The organism is Marinibaculum pumilum (genome assembly GCF_042646425.1).
Taxonomy (GTDB): Bacteria; Pseudomonadota; Alphaproteobacteria; order Ferrovibrionales; family Ferrovibrionaceae; genus Marinibaculum; species Marinibaculum pumilum.
The window spans coordinates 24,574-39,641 of record NZ_JBHRTR010000028.1; the positions used below are offsets into that span (position 1 = coordinate 24,574).

General features: G+C 68.4%; 14 protein-coding genes and 1 pseudogene. 4 read left to right on the plus strand and 11 right to left on the minus strand.

Features of this window, described 5'->3' with window-relative positions; all coding sequences use genetic code 11:
• Positions 1-11: 11 nt before the first annotated feature.
• The 11 genes from ACFOGJ_RS12840 to cysS form a co-directional block, all read right to left on the minus strand.
• Positions 12-989, minus strand: a complete 978-nt coding sequence (locus ACFOGJ_RS12840; protein ID WP_379900944.1) for a hypothetical protein — start codon at positions 987-989, stop codon at positions 12-14.
• A gap of 345 nt (positions 990-1,334) precedes the next feature.
• Entirely contained in the window at positions 1,335-2,807 is a 1,473-nt protein-coding gene (locus ACFOGJ_RS12845) for a TRAP transporter large permease (protein WP_379900946.1), read from the minus strand.
• 13 nt (positions 2,808-2,820) lie between these two features.
• The gene (locus ACFOGJ_RS12850; RefSeq protein WP_379900948.1) at positions 2,821-3,375 is read right to left on the minus strand and encodes a TRAP transporter small permease subunit; all 555 of its coding nucleotides are present in this window, start codon (positions 3,373-3,375) and stop codon (positions 2,821-2,823) included.
• Between the two features lie 186 nt (positions 3,376-3,561).
• Positions 3,562-4,602: a TRAP transporter substrate-binding protein gene (locus tag ACFOGJ_RS12855; protein ID WP_379900950.1), complete on the minus strand. Its 1,041-nt coding sequence runs from the start codon at positions 4,600-4,602 to the stop codon at positions 3,562-3,564.
• A gap of 168 nt (positions 4,603-4,770) precedes the next feature.
• Positions 4,771-5,130 (minus strand): hypothetical protein, encoded by a 360-nt coding sequence (locus ACFOGJ_RS12860; protein ID WP_379900952.1) that lies wholly within the window; start codon positions 5,128-5,130, stop codon positions 4,771-4,773.
• Positions 5,127-6,263, minus strand: coding sequence for a class I SAM-dependent methyltransferase (locus tag ACFOGJ_RS12865; RefSeq protein WP_379900954.1), 1,137 nt, complete (start codon positions 6,261-6,263; stop codon positions 5,127-5,129). The genes ACFOGJ_RS12860 and ACFOGJ_RS12865 overlap by 4 nt, the downstream gene beginning before the upstream one ends.
• Positions 6,264-6,346: 83 nt before the next feature.
• Positions 6,347-6,835 carry a DUF2141 domain-containing protein gene (locus tag ACFOGJ_RS12870; RefSeq protein WP_379900956.1) on the minus strand — a complete coding sequence of 163 codons (489 nt, stop codon included), beginning with the start codon at positions 6,833-6,835 and terminating at the stop codon, positions 6,347-6,349.
• 74 nt (positions 6,836-6,909) lie between these two features.
• Positions 6,910-8,859: a threonine--tRNA ligase gene (thrS, locus tag ACFOGJ_RS12875; RefSeq protein ID WP_379900958.1), complete on the minus strand. Its 1,950-nt coding sequence runs from the start codon at positions 8,857-8,859 to the stop codon at positions 6,910-6,912.
• A gap of 90 nt (positions 8,860-8,949) precedes the next feature.
• Positions 8,950-9,426 carry an iron-sulfur cluster assembly scaffold protein gene (locus tag ACFOGJ_RS12880; protein ID WP_379900960.1) on the minus strand — a complete coding sequence of 159 codons (477 nt, stop codon included), beginning with the start codon at positions 9,424-9,426 and terminating at the stop codon, positions 8,950-8,952.
• 210 nt (positions 9,427-9,636) lie between these two features.
• Complete coding sequence (locus tag ACFOGJ_RS12885; protein WP_379900962.1) at positions 9,637-10,110, minus strand: SufE family protein; 474 nt, start codon at positions 10,108-10,110, stop codon at positions 9,637-9,639.
• Positions 10,107-11,492 carry a cysteine--tRNA ligase gene (cysS, locus tag ACFOGJ_RS12890; protein ID WP_379900964.1) on the minus strand — a complete coding sequence of 462 codons (1,386 nt, stop codon included), beginning with the start codon at positions 11,490-11,492 and terminating at the stop codon, positions 10,107-10,109. The genes ACFOGJ_RS12885 and cysS overlap by 4 nt, the downstream gene beginning before the upstream one ends.
• Before the next feature lie 208 nt (positions 11,493-11,700).
• Between cysS and hisI the strand changes: the two genes are divergently transcribed.
• The 4 genes and pseudogenes from hisI to ACFOGJ_RS12910 all read left to right on the plus strand — a co-directional run bounded on the left by hisI (position 11,701) and on the right by ACFOGJ_RS12910 (position 14,838).
• Positions 11,701-12,183 carry a phosphoribosyl-AMP cyclohydrolase gene (gene hisI / locus ACFOGJ_RS12895; protein WP_379900966.1) on the plus strand — a complete coding sequence of 161 codons (483 nt, stop codon included), beginning with the start codon at positions 11,701-11,703 and terminating at the stop codon, positions 12,181-12,183.
• 1,095 nt (positions 12,184-13,278) lie between these two features.
• Positions 13,279-13,497 (plus strand): annotated as a pseudogene (locus ACFOGJ_RS12900) (HAMP domain-containing protein); the annotation flags it as partial.
• A gap of 193 nt (positions 13,498-13,690) precedes the next feature.
• Positions 13,691-14,173 (plus strand): sensor histidine kinase, encoded by a 483-nt coding sequence (locus tag ACFOGJ_RS12905; protein WP_379900968.1) that lies wholly within the window; start codon positions 13,691-13,693, stop codon positions 14,171-14,173.
• A 167-nt stretch (positions 14,174-14,340) separates the two neighbouring features.
• Entirely contained in the window at positions 14,341-14,838 is a 498-nt protein-coding gene (locus tag ACFOGJ_RS12910) for a hypothetical protein (RefSeq protein ID WP_379900970.1), read from the plus strand.
• The last annotated feature ends 230 nt before the right edge of the window (positions 14,839-15,068 follow it).

A 15,068-nucleotide genomic window follows, 5' to 3' on the forward strand; every position in this document is an offset into this window, starting at 1 on the left:
ACATTATCCGTTTACTGACAGATCGGCAGGGCCAGGGGTCGTCGTTCCGGGAGTGACTGGCGCCATCGATCGATGACAGGCTGCAGGATGCGCTTCGGCCAGAATTTGGGCGCGCCGATTGCCGCAAGGCAGGCGCTGTTCCAGTAGCGCCCGGCCTCGGACAGCTCGGCCCCTGACAGCTCGGCGCCGGACGGCGGGATCCCCGAGCGGACGGCACCGGCGACGGCATCGATGTCCCTGGACTCCGGGTAGATGTAGAGCGAGGTCGGGTTGCCCTCGACCAGCGAGATGATGTCCTGCGACACGCTGCCGGACCAGGTCGTGCAGCCGTTGCTGCGGCCGCCGGTGTAGTTCACGAGTTTTCCGAACGGCACATACCCGTCCGGATCGGCATGAGGCGAGTCCGGAGAGCGGAGACGGCACTGCCAGCGCACGAACATCGCCGGATGGCCGCCGATGGCACGCTCGCGCGCGTTGCGCGTTTCGCCCTCCCCGTCGAACAGCAGGAACGTGCGATGAAACGCGCGCGTCTGCCCGGAATCGTCGTAATAGCCTTTGAAGGATGTTCGCGTTTCCGCCGTCATATAGGCGCCGCCCATCGTCAGGTTGGAGCCTTCGGCATTGCTGAAATGCCGGGCGCATTGGCGTTCGTTGGAAAAGTCCGCGCCCGGCAGCTTCCGGCCGCTGCCATAGCCCGCGGATACCGCCCGGAACGTCCTGGCCGCCTCGCAGATGACGTAGAAGCGGCGCCCGGGTTGGCCGTCGCGCACAGTGCTCGGTCGCGTCGCATCCATGGCCAGATAGCATGGGTTCCGGGCAATGCCCTGCCGCTGCTTCTCCTGGTACAGGGCCCGCGCCCGAGCCAGCACGATCGGCGCGATCTGACCCTCGCCGGTTCCGACATGGGGTTGCAGCCAGTCGGGGAAGTCCGCCGGCCGGGCGCCGGCAGGGTTGGGCGCCAGAGCCAGAGCCAAGAAAAGCGGCAGCATGGTCAGGAGAAGTCGTCGTGACATCGAAAGCACGGAGAGCCGTTCCTGCCTGGTTCGGACTGACGCGACGCGCGCTTCTTGGATCCCGTCTGTTCCAGCGTCGGCAGACTATGCTGCGCTGAGACCTCCGTATAGCGCCAGTAGCGAGGGGCCCAGTAGCCTGTGCCGCGCACAGCCGCCAGCGGCGTTCTCAGCCGTGGCGGCAGAATCGTCGCCCTGTCGCAGCCTCGGCTGTCGCCCTGGGCCGACCGGCAAGGGGTCCTTTGCCTTACCTTCTGGGCCACAATGCCGGAGGCGGTCGGCGACCGGTATCTTGCCAAATCGCCCGCGCTGACCTGATCGTCTTCAGTTCAGCAGCACCCTGGGCAGCCACAGCGCCAGGTCGGGGAAGGCGATGACCAGGCCCAGGCCGGTCAGCTGCAGGATCACGAAGGGGATGATGCCCTTGTAGATCTGCTGGATCTTGATGTCAGCCGGGGCGACCGCCTTCAGGTAGAACAGGGCGAAGCCGAAGGGCGGGGTCAGGAACGAGGTCTGCAGGTTAACCGCCAGCAGGATGGCGAACCAGTAGGTCACCTCGATCTTGGCGACATGGTCGCCGAAATCCATTGCCTCCACGATGGGGGCAAAGACCGGCAGGACGATCAGGGTGATCTCGATCCAGTCGAAGAAGAAGCCCAGGAAGAAGACGATCCCCATCAGCAGGACCAGCAGGCCCCAGGGGCCCAGGCCCAGATGCTCGATGAAGCCCTCCACCAGGGCGTCGCCGCCCAGCGCGCGGAAGACGTAGGAGAACAGGGTCGCGCCGACGAAGATGCCGAACAGCATCGCGTTGGTCAGCGCCGCGCGGACCACCACGTCCTTCAGGGTGCGCCAGAAATTGGCGAAGGCGGGGCCGAAGCCCCGCACCTCCTCGGCAATGCCGAGGTCGATCTTCGCCTCGCCCTCGAAATGCATCTCCTTCACGCCCAGGCCGGGCAGCAGCACCAGGTTGATGAGGGCGAGGATCACGGCGCCCAGCGCGCCGACGCCGGCAGCCTCCGTCGGCGTGGCGAGCCCGGCCAGGATCGAGCCCAGGACGCAGGCGATCAGGAAGACCGGCGGAACGAAGGAGCGCAGCAGCATGATGCCGTAGGCGGCCCAGTCCTGCGGCCCCATCCGCGCCGGCAGCTTCGGCGCCAGCTTTGGCCGGAAGCTGCACAGGATCAGGATATAGACCAGGTACATGCCCGACAGCATGAAGCCGGGGACGATCGCGGCGACGAACAGGTTGCCGACCGACCGGCTCAGCAGGTCCGCCATGATCACCAGCATGATCGACGGCGGGATCAGGATGCCCAGGGTGCCGGAGGCGGCGATCGTGCCGGTCGACAAGGCCGGGTTGTAGCCGCGCGCCTGCATCACCGGCAGCGCCAGCAGCGACATCATCACGACGGAAGCGCCGATGATCCCGGTGGTCGCCGCCAGGATGGTTCCCATCAGGGTCACCGCCATGGCCAACCCGCCCGGCACCCGCCGCAGCAGCACCTGCAGGCAGTTCAGCAGGTCGCGCGCGATGCCGGAGCGTTCCAGCATCGTCCCCATGAAGATGAACATCGGGATCGCGGTGAGGATCAGGTTCTCGGCAATGCCGCCGAAGATCCGCCCGGGTATCGCGCCGAACTGCGGCCAGTCGAACAGCCAGTCGTCCAGCGCCATCGCGATGAAGGCGAAGGCCAGCCCGATGCCGCCCAGGACGAAGGCGACCGGAAAGCCGGAAAACAACAGCACCGCCAGGGCGGCGAACATCAGGATCGGCAGGAGCTCCGTGAGTTCCATCGCGGATGCCCCCTCAGCCCAGGGTCTCCGCCGCCTTGGCTTCGGGCAGATGGCCCGTGAGCCCGGCGACGGACTTGATCAGCTGCGAAATCCCGGCCAGCCCCAGCAGCAGGAACAAAGCCGGCAGGGCCATCTTCAGGATCCAGATGTCGGTGAGGCCGATGGTCGACTTCGAGGCCTCGTCCTCCAGGAACGAGGCATGGGCATATTCGCCGGTGTACCAGGTGCCGATCGCGACATAGGTCAGCAGGAACACGACGATGCCGAAAATCTCGATGGCATAGCGGGTGCGGCGGCCGAAACGCTCCCGTACCAGGTCGATGCGGACATGGGCCTGCCGGGTATAGGCCCAGCCGATCACCAGCGCGAACAGAAAGGTGTGCAGCCAGTATTCCGATTCCTGCACCTGGGTGGAGTTCAGGCCGAACGGCTTGGGCAGGCCCAGATAGCGGGTCGCCACGTCGAAGCAGACGACGAGCACAAGGGCCACGCCGCACCACGCACCGATCCGGGCGACCACCGACAGGAACCCGTCGATGCCCGCGGACACGCGCAGAAGGAACGTCATCGGGAATTCAGCCTTCCTGCCGCCCCGGTCCGCGGCACGGCGGCAGGGAACGGGGATGGAGGGATCCGCGCCGGCGCGCCGGGAACGGCGCAGGACGGTTGCGGGACATGGCGGGCGACGATCCCGCGGCGATGGCCCCGCCGGCGCAGGCCGGCAGGGCCATGCCTCAGGACAGCAGGCCTGGGGCTATTTCAGATAGCCCAGCTCGCCCCAGCGCTCATAGTCGCTGCGATAGGCCTGCAGCGAGTCCCAGGCCTTCTTGAAGGAGGCGTCCTCGGCCGCCAGTTCGGCCGCGACCTCGTTCCAGGCCGCCTCGTACTGGGCCAGGATCTCCGGCGGCCAGCGGTGCAGAGTGACACCTTTGGATTCCAGCTCCTTCAGGGCGGCGCCCTGGATCGCCTCGCCCTCGGCCATGCCCAGCGCATAGTTGGCGCGGCAGGCCATGGTCAGCAGCGCCTGCTGCTGCTCGGTCATGGCGTCCCACTTCTCCTTGTTGATCATCAACTCGAACGAAGTCGACTGCTGGTGCCAGCCGGGGAAGTAGTAGTGCTTCGCCACCTGGTAGAAGCCCAGGTTCAGGTCGATCGCCGGCTGCGAGAACTCGGTCGCGTCGATCGTGCCGCGCTCCAGCGCCGGATAGATGTCGGCCGCCGCCAGCAGCTGGGTGTCGACCCCCAGCTTTTGCATCACCCGCGCCCCCAGGCCGAAGAAGCGCATCTTCTTGCCCTTCAGCTGGTCCAGGTTCTCCACCGGCTCGCGGAACCAGCCGGAGGCCTCCGGCGCGATGACGCCGCAGATCAGCGAGTGGATGTTGTGCTTGTGGTAGATCTCGTTCATGAGATCCTCGCCGCCGCCGGTCAGCAGCCAGCCGCCATATTCGCCGGCCGACGGGCCGAAGGGCACGGCGGCGAACAGCGCCAGCGCGGGCTCCTTGCCCTGCCAGTAGCCCGGTGTCGACCAGCCGGCATCGACGGAGCCGTTCTTGATCGCGTCGAAGACCTCCAGCGCGGGCACCAGGGCGCCGGGCTCGAAGAACTTGATCTCGATCTCGCCGCCCGATGCGGTGTTCACGTTCTTCTCGAGGATCTTGCCGAGGGTGCCCAGCTGGGTGAGGCTCGACGGATAGGTCGAGGCCATCTTCAGGCGCACCGGCTCCGCCGAGGCAGGCGCGATCGCCGCCCCGGCCATGGCAAGAATCGCGGCTGTGGATATCAGCAGCTTCCGCATCTTGGGACCTCCCTGAGTAAACATCCCTGGATATGTTTTTTGTTGTCCTGCCGTGCGGGCAGCAGGCCAGGGCAGTCTACACGTTCGGAGCGAAGGCGAAAGCCGCGCAAGCCTTCAGCCGCCGGTTGCGTGCCGCTGGGCCGACAGGTCCCGGCGGGCCCGCCGTCGTCAGTCGCGCCCGGCCAGCGCGTCGACGACGTCCTGGTAGCTGTCGGCGGTCTCGCCGCCTTCGCTCTCCGCCTTGGCGGCGGAGACGATCCACAGGATGCGGTCGAGATAGGCCGCCCGCGCCGCCTCCCGCTCCGCCGCCAGGTCCGGGGCGGGCCGGAACGCATCGATGGCGCCGGCCGGCAGCGCGCCGCTGTCGGCCAGCAGCCGCTCGGCAGTGTCCAGCCGCTCGCGCAGCACCCAGACCTCGCCGGCCAGGGCCATCAGCATGGAGACCAGCCGGTCGGTGTTCGGGTCGGGCGCGAAGGACGGGCGGCGGCCCTTCGCCTTGCTGCCCGGTCCCGGCGTCCATTCCGTCATGCCGCGCGCTTCGCCGCGCCGACGATCTGCCAGTAGCGGCGGCCGCCGGAATCCCGCTTGTCGGAGAAGACATGCGCCGCATTGCCGGTGCGCGAGACCAGCGCCGAGACCAGGTCCTCAGCCGCGAAGCCGGCTTCGGTCAGCAGCGCGCCGGCATCCATGTCGCGGAAGGTGCCCCAGAACGGCTCGTTGTTGTGGTGGGTGTCCCAGTCCAGCATGAAGGCGTCGAACGGGTCCATGCCGTCATAGAGCGCCAGGTCGACATGCAGCATCAGCCCGCCCGGCCGCAGCAGCCGGTGCCCCTCCGCCATCAGCTGGCGGATCGCCTTTGCCGATGTCTCGTGCAGCAGGATGTGGGAGACGATCAGGTCGAAGCTGGCATCCGGATAGGGGGTCGCGGTGGCATCGGCCTGGCGGAAATGCACCGTCTTGCCCAGTGCCTCGGCCCGGGCATGGGCGTAGCGCAACTGGGGCGCAGAGACGTCGATGGCCTGGAGCTCCGCCTCCGGGAAGGCATCGGCATAGGGCAGGGTGGAATTGCCGATGCCGCAGCCCATGTCCAGGATCCGTGCCGGCTTCAGTTCCGGATGGGCCTGCCGGATATAGTCGGTGACGGTGCGGCCCATCGCGCCATTGTCCGGTCCCCAGCCCGCCATCGCGTAGATATGGACGATCCGGTCGTAGAGCGGGCCGGCCAGGTCGCCCATATAGCCGCCGGGCATGCAGTGGATGTCGACCGCCGTCAGGTAGGGCGGCGCGGCCACATTGTCGTCCAGGGTCAGGGAGCCGGCGGGGTTCGCCGGCGGCGACATCTTCGCCGCCAGGGCGTCGCGCTGCCGGCTGACCGGGCCCAGCACTGCGTCGTGCATCATCTCCTGGCTGCAGCGCTGCATCGATCCCCAGAGCTGGTAGTAGGGCTCGTCGCGCATCAGGGTCGCAACCTCCCGCCGGTCCGCCGGCGGGCGGCCGTGCCGGCGCGCGAAGTCGGGCTTCACCCGGGTCTCGTAGATCTCGCGGTTGCCGGCCACCACCTTGGTGGCGAGGTGCAGCTTCAGGCTCTGCACGAAGGCCTGCCGCGCCGCCTCGTCATGGTCGGCGGTGGGCAGGGCCGAATGCTGCAGCTGGGGTTCCATGGCGCTTCCTCTCGATCCCTTTCGGGGAAGCATCGGCCCCGGCCCAGCCAGACGTCAATGGCGGCCGTCAATGGCGGCCGGCGTTACTCGGCTGGTGCCGGCGGCTCTCTCAGGGTGATGCTGGTGCTGGTCCCGTCCTCGTAGATTTCGATCAGCGCCTCGTCGAAGCTCGGCGGGCCTTCGCCGCTCCCGCCGCCGGAAAAGCCGTGCGGCTCCAGCGGGTTGCCGTCCGCATCCCGGTCCAGCTCGCCATTGCCGTTGGCGTCGACGAAGGCCATCAGGGCGTAGCGGCCCGGCGGCAGGTCGCGCAGCACGACCGCGCCGCTCCCGGCATCCGGTTCGACGCGGACCAGGGCATGCGCCTGTTCGATTGCCGTCCAGCCGGCAGCGGCGGCGAAAAGGGCGACCATCAGCACGCCGGCCGCGCGGGTCTTGTCCGGTCCGACATTGACGGTGAGGTCGCCGGCCATCGCCGGACCGGGGCTGGCCAGGAGGCCGCCGGCCAGAATGCCGCCGACAAGAATGCCTCTCGCAAGGCAGGCGAGCCGGGCGGCGCGGAACAGGCTGGACATGAACACTCCAGGTCTGCAGTCAGACAAAGCCCGCGCGATCCGCCGGCAGGATCGCGCGGGCCCGGCGGCGCGTCCTACGCCGCGGCTTCCTCCACGCCGAAGCCGGGCGGCGGCGCCTTGGTGGCGACCTCCTCGGCGAAGCGATCGATCGCGACGTCCAGCGGCAGCACCTCCTGCGCCTTGGAACCCAGGCGGCGGATCGCCACCGTGCGCTCCTCGGCCTCGCGCTTGCCGACCGCCAGGATCGCCGGGATCTTGGCATGGCTGTGCTCGCGCACCTTGTAGGAGATCTTCTCGTTGCGCAGGTCGGCCTCGACCCGGAAGCCGGCCGCGTCCAGCGCCGCGGCGACCTCCTTGGCATAGTCGTCCGCATCGGAGGTGATGGTTGCCACCACCGCCTGCTGCGGCGCCAGCCAGAGCGGCAGGCGGCCGGCATAATGCTCGATCAGGATGCCGGCGAACCGCTCCAGCGAGCCGAACAGCGCCCGGTGCAGCATCACCGGGTGATGCTTCTCGCCATCCTCGCCGACGAAGGTCGCGCCCAGCCGCTCCGGCAGGTTCAGGTCGACCTGCAGGGTGCCGCACTGCCAGTCGCGGCCGATCGCATCGCGCAGCACGAACTCGATCTTCGGGCCGTAGAAGGCGCCCTCGCCCGGATTGTGGGTGTACTGCATGCCCGACGCCTCGATCGCCGTGCGCAGGGCCGCCTCCGACTTGTCCCAGACGGCGTCGGAGCCGACCCGCTTCTCCGGCCGGTCGGAGAATTTCAGCCGCACGTCGCTGAAGCCGAACTCCCGGTAGATGTCCAGGATCAGCTTCGTCACCGTCACGCATTCCTCGGTGATCTGCTCTTCGGTACAGAAGATGTGGGCGTCGTCCTGGGTGAAGGCGCGCACCCGCATCAGCCCGTGCAGCGCGCCCGACGGCTCGTAGCGGTGCACCTTGCCGAACTCCGCCATCTTGTAGGGCAGGTCGCGGTAGGACTTGATGCCCTGGCGGAACAGCTGCACCGCGCCGGGGCAGTTCATCGGCTTCATGCAGAAGCAGCGCTCGTCCGGCGTCTCGGTGACGAACATGTTCTCGCCGAACTTCTCCCAGTGGCCGGACGCCTCCCACAGGGACTTGTCCAGGATGTCGGGGGTGTTCACCTCGACATAGCCGGCCTGGTGCTGGCGCTTCCGCATATAGGCGATCAGTTCCAGGAACATCGCCCAGCCCTTCGGGTGCCAGAAGACGGAACCCGGCCCTTCCTCCTGGAAGTGGAACAGGTCCATTTCCCGGCCCAGGCGGCGATGGTCGCGCTTCTCCGCCTCCTCCAGGCGATGCAGATGCGCCTTCAGCGCCTTCTCGTCCGCCCAGGCGGTGCCGTAGATCCGCTGCAGCATGGCGTTGCGGTGGTCGCCGCGCCAATAGGCGCCGGCCACGCTCATCAGCTTGAACGCCTTGCCCAGCCGCCCCGTCGACGGCAGGTGCGGGCCGAGGCAGAGGTCCAGGAAGCCGCCCTGGCGGTAGACCGTGATCACCTCGTCCGCGGGCAGGTCCCGGATGATCTCCGCCTTGTACTTTTCGCCGATGCTTTCGAAAAAGGCGACCGCCTGGTCGCGCTCCCAGACCTCGCGCACGATCTCCTCGTCGCGGTCGACGATCTCGCGCATGCGGGCCTCGATCACCTCCAGCTCGTCGGAGGAGAAGGGCTCGGCACGGGCGAAGTCGTAGTAGAAGCCGTTCTCGATCGCCGGGCCGATCGTGACCTGGGTGTCGGGATAGAGCTCCTTCACCGCCTCCGCCATGACATGGGCGGCATCGTGGCGCAGCAGCTCCAGCGCCTCTTCGCTGTCGCGGGTGATGATGGCGACCTTCGCGTCCCGCTCCAGCGGGCGGGCCAGGTCCATCAACTGGCCGTCGACCTTCATGACGACGGCGTCCTTTGCCAGCTTCTTGCCGATCGAGGCGGCCAGCTCCAGGCCGGAAATCGGGTTGTCGAAATGTCGGACGGAGCCGTCCGGCAGTGTGATGTCGGGCATTTTCTAAACTCTCCTGCCGCCGGACGGGCGCTTGTCCCGGCCGGCGCGGTGGATTCTGGGGCCGGCGCCGCGCGGGCGGGTGGCGGGGGATCAGGCCGTCGCGCGGTCCTGTCCGTTCGCCCCGCCCTGCTTCGCCTCGATTTCGGCGAAGGCTTTGTCGAGCGCGTCGAAGGCCAGCATGATCGAGCGGTGGCGCGCCTTCACGGCGCGTGCCGGGGTCAGGATCTCCAGATCCTTCCAGACCCCGCCGGGAGGTGGGCCGCCCTCCTTCAGCATGGCGCGCAAGGCCTCCCGTGCCTCGCGCACCTCGGTGGTAGTTCGCCCGACGATGTTCTGCCCGACGATGGACGCGGCGGCGGAGCCCAGCGCGCAGGCGCGCACCTCCTGGCCGTAACCGGCGACCCGGTCGCCGTCCAGCACGACATCCACGGTGACCCGGGAACCGCATAGCGGGCTGGTCAGCGCCACGGTCGCATCCGGGCTCTGCAGCCGCTCCGTCCGCGGGATCTCCGCGGCGAAGGCCAGGATCTTCTCGTTGTAGACGTCGTCCAGCATCTGCTTCGGCATCGCGCCGGTGGCGGCGCGCCATCTCCCAAGGGGTCCGCCCTTAGATAGTCGCACCGCCCCCCTCAGGGCAATACTCGGGCAACCTGGAAGGCAGCGTGACTTCGACGTCATTCCAGGCCTTGGGCCTGGAATCCATTCCGCAAGCGGTGCGGCCGGGCCGGCGGAATGGGCCCCCGGCTCAAGCCCGGGGGCGACGGAGTGGGGCCGGCCTCACCCCCCCTGCGCCGCCTCCGCCCGGGCGAAGATCGCCTTCAGCATCGCCTTCAGGCCGTTGCCGCGGGTGGTGGAGAGATGCTGGTCCAGGCCGATCTCGGCCACGAAGTCGGGCGGGGTGGCCAGGATCTCTGCGGCTGTGCGGTTGGAATAGATCCGCAGCAGAATGGCGATCAGGCCGGAGACGATGGCGGCGTCGGAGACCGCGTGGAACACCAGCCGGTCGCCGGCGCGGCGTTCCACCAGCCAGACCTGCGACTGGCAGCCGCGCACCATGTTCGCCTCCGTCTTCCAGTCTTCCGGGAAGTCGGGCAGCTGCCGGCCCAGGTCGATGATGTACTGGTACTTGTCCATCCAGTCGTCCATCAGCGCGAAGCTGTCGACCAGATCCTCCTGCGCCTCGGCAATGCTCTCCTTCGGCGGGCCGGGCTCGGCCCCCTGTTCTGCCTTGTTCTGCGCTGCTTCGCTCATGACACAACCTTCCAGGTCGATCCCTGCGGCCCGTCCTCGATCACGATGTCGCGCGCCGCCAGATCGTCGCGGATACGGTCGGCGGTGGCGAAATCCTTCGCCTTGCGCGCCTCGCCGCGCGCCGCCACCAGGGCGTCGATCTCCGCCCGCGCATCCGCCGACAGGCTTTCGGTGCCGCCGGTCCGCGCCGCCCAGGCGGCCGGTTCCTGCTGCAGCAGGCCCAGCAGCCGCCCGCCGGCCACCAGGGCGGCGGCGGCCTCGCGCCCGGCTGCGCCGGTGCGGCCCTGCGCCTCCTTCGCCGCGCTGAACAGGGCCGCCATCGCCTTCGGCGTGTTCAGGTCGTCTTCCAGCGCGGCCACCAGGTCGGCGGGCGGCGGTGCCTCGTCCGCCAGTTCCGCCGGCGTGGGCAGTTCCGCCAGGCTGCCGTAGAGCCGGTCCAGGCTGCGCTTCGCCTGCGCCAGCCCGTCGTCGCTCCAGTCCAGCGGCTGCCGGTAATGCGCCGACAGGAGCGCCAGGCGGATCGCCTCGCCCGGGGCCTGTGCCAGCAGGTCCTTGACCAGCAGGACATTGCCCAGCGACTTGGACATCTTCTCCCGCTCCACGTTCACGAAGCCGTTGTGCATCCAGGTGCGCACGTACAGCGCGCCGCCATGCGCGCAGGTGCCCTGCGCCCGCTCGTTCTCGTGGTGCGGAAAGATGAGGTCGTGCCCGCCGCCATGGATGTCAATCGTGCGGCCCAGATGCGCCTCGATCATCGCGGAGCATTCCAGGTGCCAGCCGGGCCTGCCGCGGCCCCACGGACTGTCCCAGCCCGGCTGTTCCGGGGTGGAGGGCTTCCACAGCACGAAATCCGCCGGATCGCGCTTGTAGGGCGCCACCTCGACCCGCGCGCCGGCGATCATCTCGTCCCGGTCGCGCCGCGACAGGCCGCCATATTCGGCATAGGAGGGCACGTTGAACAGGACATGCCCGTCCGCCGCATAGGCGTTGCCGCGGCCGATCAGGGTCTCGATCATCGCGATCATCTGCGGCAGGTGCAGGGTGGCGCGCGGCTCCAGGTCCGGCGGCAGCACGCCCAGCGCCGCCATGTCGGCATGGTAGGCCTCGGTGAAGCGCGCCGCGATGGTGCCGATGTCGGTGCCCTCCTCGACGGCGGCCTTGTTGATCTTGTCGTCGATGTCCGTGATGTTGCGGGCATAGACGAGGCCGCCGAAGCGTCGCCGCAGCACCCGCGCCAGCACGTCGAAGACGACCGCGGGGCGCGCATTGCCGATATGCGGATGGCTGTAGACCGTGGGGCCGCAGACATACATCGTCACCCGGTCGGGATCCTGGGGGACGAAGTCTTCCTTCGTGCGGGTCAGGGTGTTGTAGAGCTGCATTCTGTCCGCCGGCGGTCCGGGTGGGTGGGCTTCCGGAAGGTTGGCATGTCCGGAAGGGGCCCTACCTACGCCAGTGCAGGGGCGAGGCCAAGAGGTGTTGCCGCCGGCGGCCGCGCGGCGGTTGTCCCGGCCGTCGCCGCACCTTATAAGCCCCGGCAAAATCAGGCTTGGCAAATTCCGCCGCCGCAAGGCTGCCTTGGAGACGAAGATGACGGAGAGCAAGTGGTACGCTGCCCGGCGTACCGTGGAACAGGTCGAGGAAGGTACCGAACTCGCCCCCAAGTTCGACGAGAACGGCCTGATCCCGGTCGTGACCACCGACCATGCCAGCGGCGAGCTGCTGATGCACGGCTATATGAACGAGGAGGCCCTGCGGGAGACGATCCGGCGGGGCGAGGCGGTCTATTTCTCCCGCTCCCGCCAGGCGCTCTGGCACAAGGGCGCCACCTCCGGCCTGGTGCAGAAGGTGGTCGAGCTGCGCATCGACGACGACCAGGACGCGGTCTGGCTGCGGGTCGACGTGGCCGGCGGGGCCAGCTGCCATGTCGGCTACCGCTCGTGCTTCTACCGCTCCCTGCCGGTGGGCGGCGAGCTGCCGGAGGCGCCGATCGCCCTGACTTTCGAGGAAAGCGAGAAGGTCTTCGATCCGCAGGTCGTCTACGGCGACGCGCCGAACCCCACGAAGCTCTAGCGTCGGCATGAGGGGCGTCGCGGCACGGCGCTTGCCTCGACGATCCCGAAGACCCGATACTCGAAGCCGCTGCGGGCTGAGGCACGCGGCGGCTGGAAACGTCCAGTTCATGGCTGCAAGAACAAGAAACGATCCGTAGTTCCGTCCTCGATCTGTCGCGGGCCAGATGCGCGGTCAGCCATGAAGCTGCGTTACATCCTGTTTGCCGCCCTGTCCGGCATTGCCGTGCTGCCTGTCGTCGCGCTGTCGGCCTGGACCTTCGCCAACGCCGTGCAGCAGGAGATGGCGGATGTGCGCGACAAGCACCTGGTGATCGCCACCAATGTCGGCGCCGCGCTGGACCGCTATGCGGTGGATCTGCGCAATGCTTTCGACATGGTCGCCGGACTGCGGTTGCCCGTGGCCGACGAGGGGCCGGTGGCGGCCTTCCTGACCAGCCTCGACTTCCTGCATTTCTGTGTCGCCGAGCTGCCCGGCGGCCGGATCACGCGGTGCATCGCCACCGATGGGGCGGCCTGTCCCTCGCAGATGCCGCCGGAGATGCTGGACCAGTTCCTGGACCTGGCCGGCGACGGCGGCACGGTGTTCGCGCCGGTGATGAAGGATCCGTCCGGCGTGCCGGTGATCTACCTGCTGCGCCGCGACGGCGATCGCCTGTTCATCGGCGCCGTAGCGACCGACTATATCGTTCGTCAGGGGCAGGCCGTCGCATTCGGCGAGAAGGGCCATGCCGCGATCGTCGACCGCCGCGGCAATGTGATCGCGCATCCCCGCGCCGACTGGCGGGCGGAAGTCCGCAACATCGCGAAGGTCGAGCCGGTGCAGCGGATGATGGCGCAGGAAACCGGCGCCACCACCTTCGTCTCGCCGGCCCTGAATGCGGAAATGGTGTCCGGCTATACCTACGTGCCCGCGACAGGCTGGGGGGTGATGATCCCGCAACCCCTGGCGGAACTGCGGGCGGAGGCGGTCCTGGGCCAGTACCGGGCGCTGGGCGTGGCGGTCCTGGGCATCGCGATCGCGGCCCTGGTCAGCTGGTTCCTGTCCGGCTATCTCGCCGGGCCCCTGGCCGCGATGGCGCGCACCGCCCGGCGCATGGCCGGCGGCGACCTTTCCGCCCGCGCCGCCGTGGACGACCGGGCGCCAAGCGAGGTCGGCGACCTGGCGCGATCCTTCAACGGCATGGCCGACGAGGTGGCGAAGGCCAATCGCGGCCTGGTTGCGGCGGTCACGGAAGCCAATCGTGCCAGCCAGGCGAAATCGGAATTCCTCGCCTGCATGAGCCACGACCTGCGGACCCCGCTCAACGCCATCGTCGGCATCGCGGAAGCGATGCGCAGCAACGCCCTGGGTCCGCTCGACCAGAACCGCTACCGACAACTATCTGGGCGACATCCAGCGCAGCGGGCATCTTCTGCTCGGCCTGATCAACGACATCCTGGATCTGTCCAAGATCGAGTCGGGCAGCTACAGCCTGCTGGAGACGGAGATCGATCTCGGGCAGGCGTTGCGGGAGGCGATCGACCTGGCCGACTACATGGCGCGGCAGTGCGGCGTGACGGTCACCCTCGACCTGCCCGTGGCGCTGCCGGTCCTGGTCTGCGACGCGCGCAGCCTGGCGCAGGTGTTCAACAACCTGCTGTCCAACGCCGTCAAGTTCTCCCATCCCGGCGGCGAGGTCCGGGTGCGTTGTGGCGAGATGGCGGATGGCGGCCTGCGGATCGCCTTTGCCGATGACGGCATCGGCATGCGGCCGGAGCAGATCGCCCGGCTGAAGGAGCCCTTTACCCAGGCGGCGAGCCATCAGAGCCGCCGGCACGAGGGCACCGGCCTCGGCCTCTACATCTGCCGCAGGATCATGGAACTGCATGGCGGCAGGCTGGAACTGGAAAGTACCCATGGCCGCGGCACCACGGTGACGATCCTGTTTCCGCCGCACCGCACCGGCGGGCAGGTCGCGGCCGAAGAGGCCCGCACGGCGCCCGCATAGCCGCTGCGCGGCGCTGCGACCGGTACTGCTGACATATGAATGGCATCCGGCGATCATAATCTCGTCACACCGGCGAATATTGTATCGGTCCGTCTTCAGCGGGTGGCGGGCGCCCGGTGGAGATTCCAGGGGAAGCCCGCGTAAGTCACTCGGAAGGAAAGAACTGCATGATCAGGAAATCCACAACGGCGCTGGCCGCCGTCGCGGCCCTCGGCCTGGGTGCCGCCGCAATCGCCACCCCGGCGCAGGCGGAGACCGCCCAGTCGATCACCTTCAACATCTCCAGCGTGCCGCAGAAGTCCGGCGACTGGACGATCGAAAGCGCGTTCATCGGCAACATGGCCGATCCGAATGCCTGCACCCAGTACTATTACCAGCCGCCGCCGGCCACGAGCTGGACCTGGAATAACCAGGGCAACAACCTGAACCCCTTCGGCATCGTCGTGAACTTCAAGAAGTCCGGCGGCACCGGCGATCCGACCCAGACGGCGTTCCGCTGCGTGACGGTCGATCCCAACAACATGCCGTCCGCCAACAACACGGTGGATATCAGCCTGACCGCCTGCAACGTGAACGGCGCCGAAGGCAATCCGGGCCTGCTGGTGAACTCCACCAGCCCCGGCGTCACCGTGAAGGCGATCGGCGGCCAGCCCAGCTGCAGCTGATGCCTGCGGTCCCGGGCGGCGCTGCGACGCGGCCCGGCCCGGCCTGCTGATCCCGGCATCGTGAACCGGGGTTTTGCCGAAGGGCCCCGCGGCACCCGCCGCGGGGCCTTTTCTGTCTGCGGCGCCGACGATCCTGTCATGCCCGGAACCGGACTTTCGCCCCGGAGCCGGACTTTCGCCCCGGAGCCGGACTTTCGCCCCGGAGCCGGACTTTCGCCCCGGAGCCGGAC

Excerpts from the sequence above, each read along its gene's own strand:
- ACFOGJ_RS12840 (WP_379900944.1), bottom strand. The coding sequence starts at position 989 with ATGCTGCCGCTTTTCTTGGCTCTGGCTCTGGCGCCCAACCCTGCCGGC.
- ACFOGJ_RS12845 (WP_379900946.1), bottom strand. The coding sequence starts at position 2,807 with ATGGAACTCACGGAGCTCCTGCCGATCCTGATGTTCGCCGCCCTGGCG.
- ACFOGJ_RS12850 (WP_379900948.1), bottom strand. The coding sequence starts at position 3,375 with ATGACGTTCCTTCTGCGCGTGTCCGCGGGCATCGACGGGTTCCTGTCG.
- ACFOGJ_RS12855 (WP_379900950.1), bottom strand. The coding sequence starts at position 4,602 with ATGCGGAAGCTGCTGATATCCACAGCCGCGATTCTTGCCATGGCCGGG.
- ACFOGJ_RS12860 (WP_379900952.1), bottom strand. The coding sequence starts at position 5,130 with ATGACGGAATGGACGCCGGGACCGGGCAGCAAGGCGAAGGGCCGCCGC.
- ACFOGJ_RS12865 (WP_379900954.1), bottom strand. The coding sequence starts at position 6,263 with ATGGAACCCCAGCTGCAGCATTCGGCCCTGCCCACCGCCGACCATGAC.
- ACFOGJ_RS12870 (WP_379900956.1), bottom strand. The coding sequence starts at position 6,835 with ATGTCCAGCCTGTTCCGCGCCGCCCGGCTCGCCTGCCTTGCGAGAGGC.
- thrS (WP_379900958.1), bottom strand. The coding sequence starts at position 8,859 with ATGCCCGACATCACACTGCCGGACGGCTCCGTCCGACATTTCGACAAC.
- ACFOGJ_RS12880 (WP_379900960.1), bottom strand. The coding sequence starts at position 9,426 with ATGCCGAAGCAGATGCTGGACGACGTCTACAACGAGAAGATCCTGGCC.
- ACFOGJ_RS12885 (WP_379900962.1), bottom strand. The coding sequence starts at position 10,110 with ATGAGCGAAGCAGCGCAGAACAAGGCAGAACAGGGGGCCGAGCCCGGC.
- cysS (WP_379900964.1), bottom strand. The coding sequence starts at position 11,492 with ATGCAGCTCTACAACACCCTGACCCGCACGAAGGAAGACTTCGTCCCC.
- hisI (WP_379900966.1), top strand. The coding sequence starts at position 11,701 with ATGACGGAGAGCAAGTGGTACGCTGCCCGGCGTACCGTGGAACAGGTC.
- ACFOGJ_RS12910 (WP_379900970.1), top strand. The coding sequence starts at position 14,341 with ATGATCAGGAAATCCACAACGGCGCTGGCCGCCGTCGCGGCCCTCGGC.